This window comes from Arcobacter sp. LA11, from assembly GCF_001895145.1.
Taxonomy (GTDB): Bacteria; Campylobacterota; Campylobacteria; order Campylobacterales; family Arcobacteraceae; genus Halarcobacter.
The window spans coordinates 43,029-57,716 of the sequence record NZ_BDIR01000004.1 but is presented as its reverse complement, the minus strand read 5'-3'; the positions used below and the strand labels follow the sequence as shown (position 1 = coordinate 57,716).

At 28.0% G+C, this 14,688-nt stretch carries 16 protein-coding genes and 1 pseudogene; 10 read left to right on the top strand and 7 right to left on the bottom strand.

Going from position 1 to position 14,688, the window contains the following annotated elements:
- Both BT997_RS05150 and BT997_RS05145 read right to left on the bottom strand, forming a co-directional pair.
- Positions 1-891, bottom strand: coding sequence for a PhnD/SsuA/transferrin family substrate-binding protein (locus tag BT997_RS05150; RefSeq protein WP_072680387.1), 891 nt, complete (start codon positions 889-891; stop codon positions 1-3).
- Positions 878-2,353, bottom strand: a complete 1,476-nt coding sequence (locus BT997_RS05145; RefSeq protein ID WP_072680386.1) for a TolC family protein — start codon at positions 2,351-2,353, stop codon at positions 878-880. Before BT997_RS05145 ends, BT997_RS05150 begins: the two co-directional genes overlap by 14 nt.
- A 155-nt stretch (positions 2,354-2,508) precedes the next feature.
- On the opposite strand from BT997_RS05145, the gene tgt reads away from it, so the two are divergent.
- From tgt to BT997_RS05125, 4 genes and pseudogenes are all read left to right on the top strand, one after another.
- Positions 2,509-3,630: a tRNA guanosine(34) transglycosylase Tgt gene (gene tgt / locus BT997_RS05140; protein ID WP_072680385.1), complete on the top strand. Its 1,122-nt coding sequence runs from the start codon at positions 2,509-2,511 to the stop codon at positions 3,628-3,630.
- A gap of 10 nt (positions 3,631-3,640) precedes the next feature.
- Positions 3,641-4,225 carry a hypothetical protein gene (locus tag BT997_RS05135; protein ID WP_072680384.1) on the top strand — a complete coding sequence of 195 codons (585 nt, stop codon included), beginning with the start codon at positions 3,641-3,643 and terminating at the stop codon, positions 4,223-4,225.
- Positions 4,215-4,505: an Asp-tRNA(Asn)/Glu-tRNA(Gln) amidotransferase subunit GatC gene (gene gatC / locus BT997_RS05130; protein WP_072680383.1), complete on the top strand. Its 291-nt coding sequence runs from the start codon at positions 4,215-4,217 to the stop codon at positions 4,503-4,505. Before BT997_RS05135 ends, gatC begins: the two co-directional genes overlap by 11 nt.
- Positions 4,506-4,666: 161 nt before the next feature.
- Positions 4,667-4,966 (top strand): annotated as a pseudogene (locus tag BT997_RS05125) (arsenate reductase family protein); the annotation flags it as partial.
- Between the two features lie 65 nt (positions 4,967-5,031).
- On the opposite strand, the gene BT997_RS05120 reads toward BT997_RS05125, so the two are convergent.
- The 3 genes from BT997_RS05120 to serB all read right to left on the bottom strand — a co-directional run bounded on the left by BT997_RS05120 (position 5,032) and on the right by serB (position 8,226).
- On the bottom strand, positions 5,032-6,384 hold the full coding sequence (locus BT997_RS05120) for a class II 3-deoxy-7-phosphoheptulonate synthase (RefSeq protein ID WP_072680382.1): 1,353 nt from the start codon (positions 6,382-6,384) through the stop codon (positions 5,032-5,034).
- A gap of 102 nt (positions 6,385-6,486) precedes the next feature.
- Positions 6,487-7,482 (bottom strand): transaldolase, encoded by a 996-nt coding sequence (locus BT997_RS05115; RefSeq protein ID WP_072680381.1) that lies wholly within the window; start codon positions 7,480-7,482, stop codon positions 6,487-6,489.
- A 123-nt stretch (positions 7,483-7,605) separates the two neighbouring features.
- Positions 7,606-8,226: a phosphoserine phosphatase SerB gene (gene serB / locus BT997_RS05110; RefSeq protein ID WP_072680380.1), complete on the bottom strand. Its 621-nt coding sequence runs from the start codon at positions 8,224-8,226 to the stop codon at positions 7,606-7,608.
- Positions 8,227-8,292: 66 nt separating this feature from the next.
- Here serB and ruvX point away from each other — a divergent pair, with 66 nt between their 5' ends.
- Genes ruvX through BT997_RS05095 form a run of 3 tightly spaced genes read left to right on the top strand, consistent with a single transcriptional unit; the run spans position 8,293 to position 9,964 of the window.
- Complete coding sequence (gene ruvX, locus BT997_RS05105; RefSeq protein ID WP_072680379.1) at positions 8,293-8,673, top strand: Holliday junction resolvase RuvX; 381 nt, start codon at positions 8,293-8,295, stop codon at positions 8,671-8,673.
- A 50-nt stretch (positions 8,674-8,723) separates the two neighbouring features.
- Positions 8,724-9,116: a nitrate/nitrite transporter NrtS gene (gene nrtS, locus BT997_RS15415; RefSeq protein WP_143145159.1), complete on the top strand. Its 393-nt coding sequence runs from the start codon at positions 8,724-8,726 to the stop codon at positions 9,114-9,116.
- Positions 9,098-9,964: a methyl-accepting chemotaxis protein gene (locus BT997_RS05095; RefSeq protein WP_072680377.1), complete on the top strand. Its 867-nt coding sequence runs from the start codon at positions 9,098-9,100 to the stop codon at positions 9,962-9,964. The genes nrtS and BT997_RS05095 overlap by 19 nt, the downstream gene beginning before the upstream one ends.
- An 18-nt stretch (positions 9,965-9,982) precedes the next feature.
- On the opposite strand, the gene BT997_RS15770 is transcribed toward BT997_RS05095, so the two are convergent.
- Positions 9,983-11,098, bottom strand: coding sequence for an HD domain-containing phosphohydrolase (locus BT997_RS15770; RefSeq protein WP_258239427.1), 1,116 nt, complete (start codon positions 11,096-11,098; stop codon positions 9,983-9,985).
- Entirely contained in the window at positions 11,070-11,420 is a 351-nt protein-coding gene (acpS, locus tag BT997_RS05085; RefSeq protein ID WP_072680375.1) for a holo-ACP synthase, read from the bottom strand. The genes BT997_RS15770 and acpS overlap by 29 nt, the downstream gene beginning before the upstream one ends.
- A 32-nt stretch (positions 11,421-11,452) precedes the next feature.
- Between acpS and BT997_RS05080 the strand changes: the two genes are divergently transcribed.
- The 3 genes from BT997_RS05080 to rimO all read left to right on the top strand — a co-directional run bounded on the left by BT997_RS05080 (position 11,453) and on the right by rimO (position 14,688).
- Positions 11,453-12,412 carry an ABC transporter permease gene (locus BT997_RS05080; RefSeq protein ID WP_072680374.1) on the top strand — a complete coding sequence of 320 codons (960 nt, stop codon included), beginning with the start codon at positions 11,453-11,455 and terminating at the stop codon, positions 12,410-12,412.
- 27 nt (positions 12,413-12,439) lie between these two features.
- On the top strand, positions 12,440-13,258 hold the full coding sequence (panC, locus tag BT997_RS05075) for a pantoate--beta-alanine ligase (protein WP_072680373.1): 819 nt from the start codon (positions 12,440-12,442) through the stop codon (positions 13,256-13,258).
- An 80-nt stretch (positions 13,259-13,338) separates the two neighbouring features.
- A complete protein-coding gene (rimO, locus tag BT997_RS05070; RefSeq protein ID WP_072680372.1) occupies positions 13,339-14,688 on the top strand; it encodes a 30S ribosomal protein S12 methylthiotransferase RimO in 1,350 nt (449 codons plus the stop codon).

The following is a 14,688-nucleotide window of genomic DNA, read 5'->3' as shown; positions in this document are numbered from 1 at the left end:
TTAGTTACTCTTTTTTAATCTATTATATTCATCATAGTAAGTATCTAAACTTCTTAAATCTTCAAAAGATGTTTTTTGTAAGCCGTATAAATTTAATATTAGAAATAATTCTTTAAACTTTCTATTAAAATCCCCATTATCTACTATTTTAAAGAAGTCTTCAACAAGCTCTTTAGGAGTATTTTTATGAAATAAACCTAAACCAAAAAAGAAAATTGGTTCTGACTTTTCTATTATTACTGTATTTTTTTCTATTGCAGGATTTAATAAAAGCATATCGTTATATACTACTTTTGATACAACTGTAAAATCTGATTTATTAAAGTAGACATCTAAAAGTAGCTTTTTGTTTTTTTGTTTTATATTTTTTTCTTTAATAATATTTTCAATAGAAGTGTTTAATTCTTTTCTAACTATATAATCTAACCATACCTCATATCCATCATCTGCAACATAGCCTGCATAGGTCTTATTTTTTAAATCTTTTACTGTTTTTATATTTGATTCTTTATTTGCTATTAAATAGTATTGGTTTTTCTCTTGGCTAGCACTATTAAATAAAAATGGATTCATTGATACTTTTTTTAACTCTTCTTTATTTTGTAAATAAAAGTTTGTATAAACTACCATTGCATTCATTTTATTAAATGATTGAAAATCTTTTAACAAATCCTTGTCATTTTCTATAAATACAATGTTTATCTTTGCTTTATACAAACTTTGCATTTCATTCGTAAGTCTAAGAAGTAAATATTTTATTCGATTTTGATTGGCTTTATTAAATTTATTTATTGCTACACCAAAGTAATACTCTTTTGTTAAATCCTTATTCACGGCATTTAAAGAAAGAGCTAAAAATAATATGATATATAAATATTTAAAATTTCTCATCTATTTTGGTACCAACTAATTTATCAATGGTAGCTAAAGATACTAAATAATCATGAATATATTTTAAATGATCTGCTTTCACATATACTTCAATAAGTTGTGATTGAATTAACTCTTTTGCTTCAATCATTTCATACTGAAATCCTTTAAAATTCATTCTACTATTTTCACTAGCTGTTTTAACTGCATCTTTTAATATTTCAATTTGTTTATATCCAATTGAACTTTTTATAAACTCATTTTTAAGCTGTAGAGCTAATCCCTCTTCTAAAAGAACCTTTTGCTCTTCAACAATTTTTTTATCTATCTTTTTCTCTATAACTTTATTTTTCGTTTTAAAACCATCAAAAAGAGACAATTTCAATGCGACACCGATACTCCACGAGTTTTCATTGTCTTCATTTAAGTATCCATACTCATATGAATTATAAGTCTTACTTACATTTCCAAATAAATTTACCATAGGATAGTTATTTGAATCTGCCTCTTTGATTTGTTGCTTTTTAATTTTTAATGCAAGATTTATACTATTCATATCAGGGTTTAAATCATATGACTTTTTAATTAACTCTTGCAATGACTTATTTTGCTTTAAAATACTTTGATTATCATAAACTATTTTCAAATTATCACTATATTTTAAACCTACTAAATTTGAAATTGCACCTTCAAGCATTTTTTTATTTAATTCAATCTTGGCTAATGTAGATTGAATAAGAGAAGTAGTTAATTTTGCATTTAAATAATCTGTTTTATTGATTTTCAAATCACTACCATTTTCTAAAAATTCTTTTGCTAGTTCAGTACTAAATTTCATATTATCATAAATTTTATTTACTAATTTTGATAATTCACTTGTTAAAACATACCCATAATAATACTTTTTAACATCAAATACTATACTATTTTCATCTCTTACAATTGATTGTTTCATAATGCTTTTGTTTAATCTAGCTTGCTCAATTATTGCAGATAACTTTCCACCTGTGTAAATAGGATAATTTAATTCTAATTGACCTCTTGCAGTATCTCGGCCTTTTGCTTTGGTATCAATATCTGCACTGATTTCACCACTAGGAAAAGAACTAGATGGTGTTCCTGAAATTACAGCCTGAGTAGCTGTTCTAGTAGTCAATATACCGGGAGCATCTTCTGGAATATTTAAAGTATTTGCTAAAGCCAAAGTTTTTGTCAAATCAGAAGATAAAGTAAAAACTCCTCTTTGTTGAAAAATTGTATCATTTTTATCTCTTGAAGCATAAAAAACTGCATCTAAACTTGGATAATTTGAACTAAGAGCTTGTTGATATTGAGCATTTGCAATTTCTAAATTAAGTTTTGAGATTCTATTTAAAGCATTATTTTTTAGAGCTAAGTCTATGGCTTCATCTAAGGTAAGTACTAACTCTCTAGAAAAGACAGTTGAAGATAGTATAAAAATAACAAATAATATTCTTTTCATTTATTAATCCTTAACTGAAATTGTAACACTTTTTATATATTAGATTTATAAAGTCAAAAATAAATAACTTTATTTAATTATTTTATGCTTGTGAAATTATATATCAATCATTTCTTAGATATAATCTTATTTTAGTAAAAGGAAATGAAAAATAAATGAAATTTAAAATAGATGCTACATCAACACATAAAACAAGAGCTTGTACAATTGAAACTGAACATAGTACAATTCAAACACCTGTTTTTATGCCTGTTGGAACACAAGCTACTGTAAAAGCACTTGATGCAAATGATATGTTAAGCATGGGTGCGAAAATAATTTTAGGAAATACTTATCACTTATATTTAAGACCAGGAAGTAAACTTATTAAAAAATTTGGAGGATTGCACGGCTTTTCAAAATTTCCAAACTCTTTTTTAACTGATTCAGGAGGCTTTCAAGCATTCTCATTGAGTGATACTTCAAAACCAGATGAAAATGGTATTATGTTTAAATCTCATATTGATGGAAGTAAACACTATTTTACACCTAAAGGCGTACTTGATACACAATATGAATTAGGCTCTGATATCATGATGATTTTAGATGATTTAGTAGCACTTCCAAATACAAAAGAGAGAATTCAGAAATCTATTGAAAGAACAACTGCTTGGGCAAAAGAAGCCATCACATATCATATGTCTCAAAAAGAAAAAGGTATAGGAACTAAACAAAATATTTTTGCAATCATTCAAGGTGGAACAGATAAAGAGTTTAGAAAAATGAGTGCAGAGCAACTTTGTGCACTTAATGATTTTGATGGCTTTGCAATTGGTGGACTTAGTGTTGGAGAACCAAATGCTGATATGTATGAAACAGTTGAGTGGACAACTGATTTTATGCCAAAAGATAAACCCAGATATCTTATGGGAGTTGGAACACCTGAAGATTTAATTGAAAATATAGAACGTGGGGTAGATATGTTTGACTGTGTTATGCCAACTAGAAATGCTAGAAATGGAACTCTATTTACTTCTTTTGGAAGATTAAATATAAGAGGTGCAAAATTCAAAGAAGATGCAAAACCAATTGATGAAGAGTGTGATTGTTACACTTGTAAAAACTTCTCTAGAGCATATTTAAATCATTTATATAGAGCCGGTGAAATGACATATTTTAGACTGGGTTCTATGCATAATATTCACTACTATTTAAATCTTATGAAACAGGCAAGAGAAGCAATATTATCTGACAACTGGATTGAGTTTAAAAAAGATTTCTACGAGAAAAGAAAATAGGATTGTTATTTTGATAAAAGTATTACTTTTTCTTCTCTGCTTTAATATTTTAAATGCAAATGAATGTAGCCCATATTTTAACCCTGAAAAATTCTATGAAACACCAGAAGCATTATCAGAACTTTTGGATGAAAACTTTCCAAATGGAATTTTTATAGATACAAAGTTTGATAATGAAATTAAAATAAATGATAAAGTATTAAAAAAAGATTATTTTGTAAAAGATAAAGAGTATATATATCCTATAAAATCAGGCTTTTGGAAATATAAAAAAATGAACAATAAAATTGATGAAGTAAATCTTGCACGTGCTGAAATTTATAGGTTTGCAGATACAGATATTGCAAACACAATAAATGATGACTTTGAAAATTTTTGGAATGATTATTTAGAAGATGCATATGAAATGCAGTTAACTCCAGAACAAACTCTTTTTAGGTATAATAATACCTATTTTACAATGTCAGTATTTATTTATGGAGTTAAAGGAGACTCGACTCCACTAAAAGGAACTGTTGTAAATCTTTGGTTAAAAGATTATACAAAAGAGGTAAATACTCACATAAAATGTATGAAGGAAAAAAATGACAGTTGATGATAAACTAATTAATAAGTTAGCAAAGCTTTCTTCTTTAGAGATTGAAGATGCAAAAAAAGAAAACTTAAAGTCTGAGCTTGCTGATATTATTAACTTTGTTGAAAATTTAAATGAAATTGATGTATCTAATATTGAAGCAACATTTAGTACTATTGAAGGTGGAACACCTTTAAGAGAAGATGTGGCAAGTCAAGACTTAGAGCTTTCAAATCATATTTTAAAACACGCTCCAAAAAGTGAAGAAGGGTACTTTATCGTACCAAAAATTATAGAATAGGCTTTACGCGTAAAGTCCTTTAGAGTTTTCCTACTTTTAAGGATTTTTTATAAATTCTGTTAAAAAGTAGACAAATATGAATAGATCCCTTCAAAATGGGACATTTTTAAGGAATAATGATGATTCAGGTAATTGGAATAAAAACCTGAGACTCTGTTAGAAAAGCCTTAAGGTTTTTTAAGGATAACAATATAGAAGCTGACTTTTTTGATTTAAAAAAAGAGACACCAGCTTCAACTTCTATCAAGTCTTGGATTGAAAAAGCAGGTATTGACGTAGTATTTAATTCTCGTGGAACAAAATACAGAAGTTTAAAACTAAAAGAACTAAACTTAGATGATAATGGTAAATTTGAATGGCTTTGTAAAGAGCCAATGCTTCTTAAAAGACCAATTGTTGAATATGATGATAAAGTTCTTGTAGGATTTAAAGAAGAGATTTATAAAGAGACTTTTTTATAAAGTTTAAAATAAAAAAGGGAGAATAGATTTTCTATTCTCCCTTTTTTTATGCCTATAAATTAAAATTAATTTCTAGCCTCTTTTAAAGTATCAGCAATCATAAATGCTAGCTCTAAAGATTGGTCTGCATTTAATCGTGGATCACATTGAGTATGATATCTACTTGCAAGTCCATCAGCTGTAATTGCTGAACTTGTACTTCCTGTACATTCTGTTACATTTTGTCCAGTCATTTCTAAGTGAATACCACCTGCAACACTTCCTTGTGCTTTATGGATTTGGAAGAACTGTTTTACCTCAGATAAAATATTTGCAAAATCTCTTGTTTTATATCCATTTGGAGCTTTTTCTACATTTCCATGCATAGGATCACAAGACCATACGATATTTTTTCCTTCACTCTCAACTCTTTTTAAAAGCTTAGGGAAAATATCAGATACTTTATCATGTCCCATTCTAACTATTAAGTTAAGTCTACCAGCTTCATTTTCTGGATTTAAAGCATCAATAAGTTTAAGTAATTCATCTTCTTTCATAGAAGGTCCAACTTTACAACCAATTGGGTTATTAATACCTCTAAAATACTCTAAGTGTGCACCATCTAAATCTCTAGTTCTATCACCAATCCATAACATATGAGCAGAACAGTCATACCATTTTCCACTTAACGAATCTTGTCTAGTTAAAGCTTCTTCATAATTAAGTAATAGTGCTTCATGTGAAGTATAAAGTACTGTTTCTTTAAGTTGTACTGTATTATCACCAGTAATTCCACAGGCTTCCATAAACTTCATTGTTTCAGAAATTTTTGCTGCTAGTTGATCATATTTTTCACCTAAAGCATTGTCTTTAACAAAATCTAAATTCCATGCGTGAACTTGATGTAAATCTGCCATTCCACCTCTAGCAAATGCTCTAAGTAAGTTTAGAGTTGATGCACTTTGGTTATAAGCTTTTAAAAGTCTTTTTGCTTTTGGTGTTCTCTCTTTTTCTGAAAAACCAGCAGTATTAATAATATCACCTCTATAAGAAGGCAATGAAATTCCATTTACTTCTTCAAAATCAGCAGATCTTGGCTTTGCAAACTGTCCAGCAACTCGTCCAACTTTTACAACAGGACATCCACCTGAAAAAGTTAAAACTACTGCCATTTGCATCATTACTTTAAATAAGTCTTTAATATTATTTGCATTAAAAGCATCAAATGACTCAGCACAATCTCCACCTTGTAAAAGGAAAGCTTTCCCTGCTGCTACATTTGCTAATTGTCCTTTTAATCTTTCTGCTTCACCTGCAAAAATCAAAGGAGGATAAGATGATAATTCTTTCTCTACTTTTTTTAATTTTTCTAAATCTGTGTATGTTGGTTGTTGTTTTATTGGAAAATCTCTCCAACTACTAGGATTCCAGTTATTCATAATCTTACCTTGTTTTTAAATAGTTAGGGATTTTATCGAAATTTGACTTAAGTAGTTTATATATAACCTAGAAAGTTACTTCTAGGTTACTTTTTTATAAATTTAATTTTTTTGTAATTTTGAAAGAAGTACTTTAAATGAATCTTTAAAAGACTCCAATCCATCATTTAAAAGCTCATCGTACACTCTATTTACATCTATTTTATTTGACATTAATATTTCAAAATATTTGTCACAATCTACTTCTGAAATGATTTCTGATTCTTCTTTTTTACCATTTTCTAACCAGTCTTCTATAGTAGCTAAAGGTGCAGTATTTACAGAGTTTGGATAAATTAGTGTATCTACATAATAACTTTGAGGTAAGTCATCACCTTTTACGCCAGTACTTGCAAAAAGTGTTCTAATATTTTTGTTAGCTATTTTTTCAACTTCATGGTAACATTTTGTAGCATTCATAATTCCAAGTTTACCAGTTTCTAGACCTTTTTCTTTAAATTCTAAATCACACATTCTATCAAATCTTGAAACAAATACAGAAACTACTGCTTTAATATCTTTATTTGATGCTTTTATTCCTTCATCTAATGCTTTTGCACATTTTATAGCCTGCTCAGGAGAGAAAATTAAAGTTGCATTTACATGAATACCATTTGAAGTAAGCTCTTTCATAGCTTCGTATCCTGCCTCTGTTGCAGGTACTTTAATCATAACATTATCTGAACCAATTTGTGAATTTAATCTAATACCCTCTTCAATAGTCCCTTGCGTATCATCACATAATAAAGGGTCAACTTCAATAGAGATAAATCCATCATTTAAATCTTCAAGATGTAAATCATCTAAAAGTTCTGCAGCTCTTTTTATATCTGTAATTGCTAATTCTTCATAAATAGTCTTTGCTTCATTTGCTTGTAACATTTGAAGTTGTTGTGCATATGCAACTGAGTTAGAAATTGATGATTCAAAAATTGCTGGGTTTGAAGTAGCTCCATGAATTATTTCATCCTTTATGATATCTTGAAACTTATTTTCTAAAAAATCTCTTTCAATAAAATCACACCACAATGAAAAATTAATATCTTCTTTTAAACTCATTATTTATTCCTTAAAAAAGGTTCCTTTTTTTAGGTACCTATTATTTTTAAATTTCTTTTAACACAATTTATAAAAAATTGTTAAAGAAACAAACTCTAAAGAGAAACAAGAATGTTTCTTATTTTATATATGGTCTAATATTTTTGTTAAATCTTTTGTATCAACAATAATATTAGCCTCTTTTTTTAGAATATCTCTTGCACAAAATGCAACTCTTTTACCTGCATAGGGAAACATAGAAACGTCATTTGCTCCATCTCCTGCAACTAAAGTATTCTCTTTCGAAACTCCAAGCATTGACTGAACTCTTTGAATCATATCACCTTTTGAAAATCCAAACATCATATCACCACCAACAAGACCTGTTAAAACCCCATCTTTTTCATGTAAAATATTTGAAAAATCTGCATCAAGCCCAAGTTTTTCCTTTGCAGGAGTTGTTCCAATTCTAAATCCACCTGAAAAACACACTACTTTATAATCTTGTTTTTTTAGTTCACTTATTAATTCATAAGCACCCGGCATAAGTGGTAAATCTTTACAGATCTCAACAGCTTTTGAATACTCTAAACCTTTTAACAAAGATACTCTCTCTACTAAAGATTCAAAAAAATCAAGCTCTCCAGCCATAGCTTTTTCAGTAATTCCTGCAACTTTTTCTTCTAAACCTAGAGGCTTGGCTAAAAAGTCAATAGTCTCACCATCCATAAGTGTTGAATCAAAATCAAAAACAGCTAATTTCATTTATATTTTCCTAGTTTTATTCTTTTAAGGATATAATAGTATCTAAAATATACTAAAGGAAACTGATTGAAATTAGCTTGCATTGATATTGGTCTAAAAAGAATAGGAATGGCAATATCCTTACAAAGTGACATAGTAACGCCTCTTCCGGCAATTTTACGCAAAAATAGAAACCAAGCTTCAAATGATGTCTTAACAGTTTTAAAAGAATGGGAAATAGAAAAACTTGTTGTTGGATTTCCTAGTGCAAGTGATGATATGCAAAAAAGAATTAATCATTTTGTAAAACTACTTGATTTTGAAAAAGAAGTTGTATTTCAAGAAGAAAATATGAGTTCTATTGAAGCGGAAGATTTAATAAAAGGTGAAATAAAATACAAGAGAGATGGAAGGATTGACTCCTTAGCTGCAAAAATAATTTTGGAAAGATATATAAACAGACAATAAACAAATTATATGATACAATGTTTTTTCATTGATATATAAGAAGGAAAACATTGCAAAACCTACAACTTATTTTATCCATTGCAAGTACTAAACAACTTATTATTAGAGCATTAAAAATTGCTTTAGTTGTAGGTATAATACTTAATTTTATCAACCAAGGTGAAAAACTAATTATATTAGATTTTCAAAATATAAATCTTTTTAAATTTTTTCTAACATTTACAGTGCCCTTTTGTGTTTCAATGTATACAGCAATTACTATGAAATTAAAATTCCATGTAGGTGAGAAAGCAGTTGATAATGCAATACTAAGATGTACTAGTTGTAATAGCTGTTTAGAAGTAAAAAAAGAGCAAGTTATACCATTTTGTGATAATTGTAATGAAAAAACTCAATGGAAAATATCATCAATTAAGGATAAAAAGTGTCAACACAAGAAATAGACTCAAATGAGCTAGAAATTTTAAAACAAAAAGCAACACTTTTTGATAAATTAAATCTAAATGATTCATTGAATATAGCACAAAATATTACTAACAATGCAATAAATGTAAATAGCGCCTCAAAAACCAGATTAACAGAAATTGAAAACATTGAAAAACTAGTTAATAATTTTATAAATCACTCAAATGAAATACAAGCTATGTCAAGTGACTCTCTAAATTCTGCAAAACTTGCATCAAATGAAAGTACAAATGTTATTGAATTAGTTCAAAAATTATTTGATTTAATAAACAATATGTCAGATGCAATAGATGAATTTTCAAAAACTATCTCTGAACTAAATGAAAAAAATAGTTCTATAACAGAATTAGTTCAAGTAAATGATAAAATATCTATGCAGACAAACTTACTTGCAATAAATGCCGCAATCGAAGCTTCAAAAGCAAAAGAATATGGTAGAGGCTTTGCTATTGTTGCATCTGAAGTAAAAAAACTTGCAGCTTCATCAAAACAATCTACTTTAAATATTGGTAGTGAAATTGATACAATTAGCCAAATGACAAGTTCAGTTACAAGTAAAAATGAAGCTGTTCAATCATTAGTAAAAAATAGTGTAGAAATATCTAAAGAAGCTATAGAAAAATTAAAGAATTTAATTGAAGTATCTAATCAAAATAGTGAGAATTCAAATAGCATCTCTTGTAATGTAAATAGACAACTTGAAAGTTCTGATACAATTAAAAATAAAATTAATGGTGTAGTTGAGGATACAAGAAAAGCAATTGAAGGTTCTCAAACAAATATAAACTTAGGGCAAACTCTAATAACAAACCTAGAGACTAAATAGAGTAAAATCTATTTAGTTCTATTTATCTTTATATTTTATTCTAATCTTATTTATTTCTTCAAAATGTTCAAAAAAAAGATCCACTAACTTTGGATCAAAATGTTTCCCTCTCTCTTCTTTAAATAGTTCAAAAATTCTATCAAGCTCCCAAGCTTTTTTATAAACCCTATTGCTACCAAGTGCATCAAAAACATCTGCAACAGCAGTAATCCTACCAAAAATATGAATATTCTCTCCACTTAGTTTTTTTGGATAACCTGTACCATCCCATTTTTCATGATGTTGTTGTGCTACAATTGCAGCTGCTTTTAAAATAGGTTTATCAGAATTTTTAAGCATATTATATCCAAGAGTTGAGTGTGTTTTCATAATCTTAAACTCATCATCAGTTAGTTTTCCAGGTTTATTTAATATTTCATCTTTTATCCCAACTTTTCCAATATCATGCATAGGACTTGCTAACTTTAAAAGTTCAGCCTCTTCTTTTGGCAAACCATATTTTAATGCAAGTATTTCAGAATAAATAGCAACTCTTTTTACATGATTTCCTGTCTCTTTACTTCTTGTTTCACCAATAGCACCCATAGTATAAACAACATCTTTTTGAGTATTAATTATCTCTTGTTCAGCTTCAATTGCAGCTGTAATATCTGTAGTGTAAGCTAAAATAAAATTAATACTTTTAACCCCTTTAAAATTTATCAGATAAACTCTACTTACATCACACTCATATTGAATAGATATAAGCTTTTCTTCTTCTATAATCTCCTTAGGAGTATCTTTACCTAAGATAGTTTGAAAATCATCAATAGTAAGTTTTTCTTTTGCAGGTTCGTTTTTAAAAACTGCTTTTCCCTCTTCATCTAAAATAAAAACTGGGTCAGGATTATATTTTGGCAAATATCTTAAATATAGTGTTTCTAACTTAATCATTTTATTAATATCAAATAATTGATATAAAAAACAAACTTTTGAAATACCAGTATAAAAAAGCATCAAAGACATCATAAATAAAAGCATCCAGCTATTTATAAATGCTAAAACTAACAATAATAAAGAGAGTACTATTCTTAAATAACTCTCATTGTTAGACATATTACAAGTTCTATTTTTGAATATTGTGAACAACTGCAATAGCAACTCCTTGGTCATGAGTTATAGAAAGTAATGTCTTATCAATTTTATATTTTTTACGTATAGATTTTGAATATTTTAATTTAGGAGCACCTTTTTTACTTTTTTTAATCTTTAAATCATGAAAAGAACACTCTTTTCCAATACCTGTACCAATTGCTTTACTCGCAGCTTCTTTTGCTGCCCAGAATCCTGCAGCAGTCTCAGGGCGCTTAATTAAGGCTATTTCTTCATCATCTAAAAAACGTTCATAAGCACGTCTTCCAAATTTTTCATACATATTTTTTATTCTATTTACTGATGTTACATCTATACCTATCATTTTTAAAACCTAATTAGTGTATAATTCCAACCATGAAATTATTTTTGAATAAAGTATTATATCTTATTATCATGTTATTTATTATAAGCCTTATCTCTTTTATAGCAATAAATGCTGCACCTAATTCTTTTTTTGCAAGTGGAGAATTAAATCCTAATATCACTGAAGAATCTATTGCACAATTAAAAGCTATTTATGGTTTAGATAGACCATTATATATACAGTTTTTTTCTTGGGTTACAGCTATTATTCAACTTGACTTTGGAATCTCTTTTGCAAGTGGAGAAATGGTTAAAAATGAAATCCTTGATAGAATACCAATTACACTTACAATAAATATTATTTCTATGTTTTTAATTTTTGTAATTTCTTTATATTTAGGTATAAAAGCAGCTTTAAATAAAAATTCATTTTTTGATAGATTTACAGGACAATTATCCCTTTTAAGTTTTTCGATGCCCTCATTTTATTTAGCACTTTTACTTGTACTTATATTTTCAATGAACTTAAATATACTTCCAATTGCTGGACTACATTCTGTTCCTGATGATGGAAGTTTAGCTTACTATTTAGATTTTGCTTGGCATTTAATTTTGCCAATTACCGTAATGACTTTTCTAGGTATTGGTAGTTTAACTTTATATATAAGATCGCTTACAATTGAAATACTGAAATCCGATTATATATTCTTTGCACGTTCTCGTGGATTGGATGATAAAAAAATTCTAAGATATTATATTTTACCTAATTTATATCCACCTATTATAACAATGCTTGGACTTTCACTACCTGGGATAATCGGTGGTTCAGTTATCTTAGAGAAAATATTTTCAATTGATGGAATGGGATTACTTTTTTTTCATAGTGCATTAAGCCATGATTATCCAGTTATTATGGGAATACTTATTATAGGTGCAATGTTGACATTAATTGGTAACTTACTTGCCGATTTAATTCTACTCAAACTAAATCCAAACTATGATGCAAAATAAAATATAAGATTTGAATAAGGAAAATATTTGAAAATATTAAAAACTATTGAAGAACTACAAAATATAAGAAAAAATATAACTTCAAATGTAGGTTTTGTACCAACAATGGGTGCATTACACGATGGACATATTTCTCTTATAAAAAAAGCTAGAATTGAAAACGATGTAGTTATTGTTTCTATTTTCGTAAACCCTACACAGTTCTTACCAGGGGAAGATTTAGATGCTTATCCAAGAAAAGATGAAGCAGATAAAAAAATATGTGAAATGTGCCAAGTTGATTATCTATTTATGCCAGAAATAAAGACTATGTATACAAAAGAAGAAGTTTTACTAAAAGCTCCTAATAAAAGCTATATATTAGAAGGGAAAACAAGACCTGGACATTTTGATGGAGTATTACAAGTTGTATTGAAACTTTTTGGAATAACACAACCTACAAACGCTTACTTTGGGAAAAAAGATGCTCAACAATTATCACTTATAACTCAGATGGTAAAAGACTTTTTCTTACCAATAAATATAGTTGCATGTGAAATAATAAGAGAATCTGATGGTCTAGCTTTAAGTTCAAGAAATATCTATTTAGATGAGAAACAAAGAAAAGACTCTTTACTCATCTCAAAATCTCTTTATGCAGCAGCAACACTTGTAGCAAAAGAAGAAAAAGATGTAAAAGTGATAAAAGAAAAAATCCATGAAGTGATGCAAACTCTTGATCTAGAATATGTTGCTATTGTGGATAGGGAATTTAATGAGATTAAAAAAATTGAATTAAATAATACTATTATTCTAGTAGTTGCAAAGTTTGGACAAACAAGGCTTCTTGATAACATTTGGTTATAAAATTAATTTAAAAAACTGTTTTACAATTCTAGTAGATTATGCTAGAATTCGCAAAAATAGAATAGAAAGATAAGATATAAATGAAATTTAGTGAAAATAAACCTACAAAATCTTTACACCTAGTAAGTCTTGGTTGTACAAAAAACCTTGTTGATTCAGAGATTATGTTAGGAAAATTAAAAGATTACGAGATTATTGATAATCCAGAAATTGCAGATGTAATCATTGTGAATACCTGTGGATTTATTGATAGTGCTAAAGAAGAAAGTATCAATACTATTTTAAATCTCCATGATGAAAGAAAAGAAGAATCGGTACTTGTAATGGCTGGTTGTTTAAGTGAACGATATCAAGAGGAACTTCAAAAAGAGTTACCTGAAATTGATATTTTTACTGGTGTTGGGGATTATGACAAGATTGATACTCTTGTAAATGAAAAAAGAAGTGCTTTTACAAATGAAGTATTTTTATTAAGTGAACAAAATGATAGAGTTATCACAGGTTCATCTTATCATGCATATATCAAATTAAGCGAAGGATGTAATCAAGTTTGTTCTTTCTGTGCAATTCCAGCTTTTAAAGGTAAGCTTCATTCTCGTACTTTAGAATCATTAGTTAAAGAAGTTACCAATCTTGTAAAAAATGGATATACAGATTTTTCATTTGTATCGCAAGATTCATCTTCATATTTAAGAGACTTAGATATTAAAAATGGTTTAGAAAAACTTGTAGAAGAAGTAGAGAAGATTGATGGAATTAAAACTGCTAGAATTTTATATCTATACCCATCAACAACAGAGTTATTTTTAATTGAAAAAATCAAAAACTCAAATATATTTGAAAACTACTTTGATATGCCTCTTCAACATATCTCTTCTAACCTTTTAAAAATTATGAAAAGAGGAAAAGGAGTAGAAAAACTAAAAGAACTTATGGATGCAATGAGAAATGTTCCAAATTCTTTTGTTAGATCTACATTTATAGTAGGACATCCAGGTGAAACACAAGATGATTTTGATGAATTATGTGACTATTTAAAAGAGTATAAATTTGATAGGGCAAATGTATTCTCTTATTCAGATGAAGAAGGTACAACTGCTTTTGATAGATTAGATAAAGTTCCTCAAGAAATTATTGATGCAAGAGCAGAAATTTTAGGAGAAATTATCTCAGAAACAACACAAATCTCTTTAGAAAATGAAAGAGGAAAGACTTTTGAAGTTTATATAGATGGTGAAAGTGATGAACATGAATATTTACTAAGTGCTAGAAAAACTACTTGGGCTCCAGATATTGATGGAGAAATTTATATTAATGACAATGAACTATATGATGAAAATAATCCAGAACAACTAAAATTTGGGCAAATTTATACAGTAAAGGTTACTGAAGTTGTGGGAGATAAGCTTCTTGCAACAGTAATAAAATAA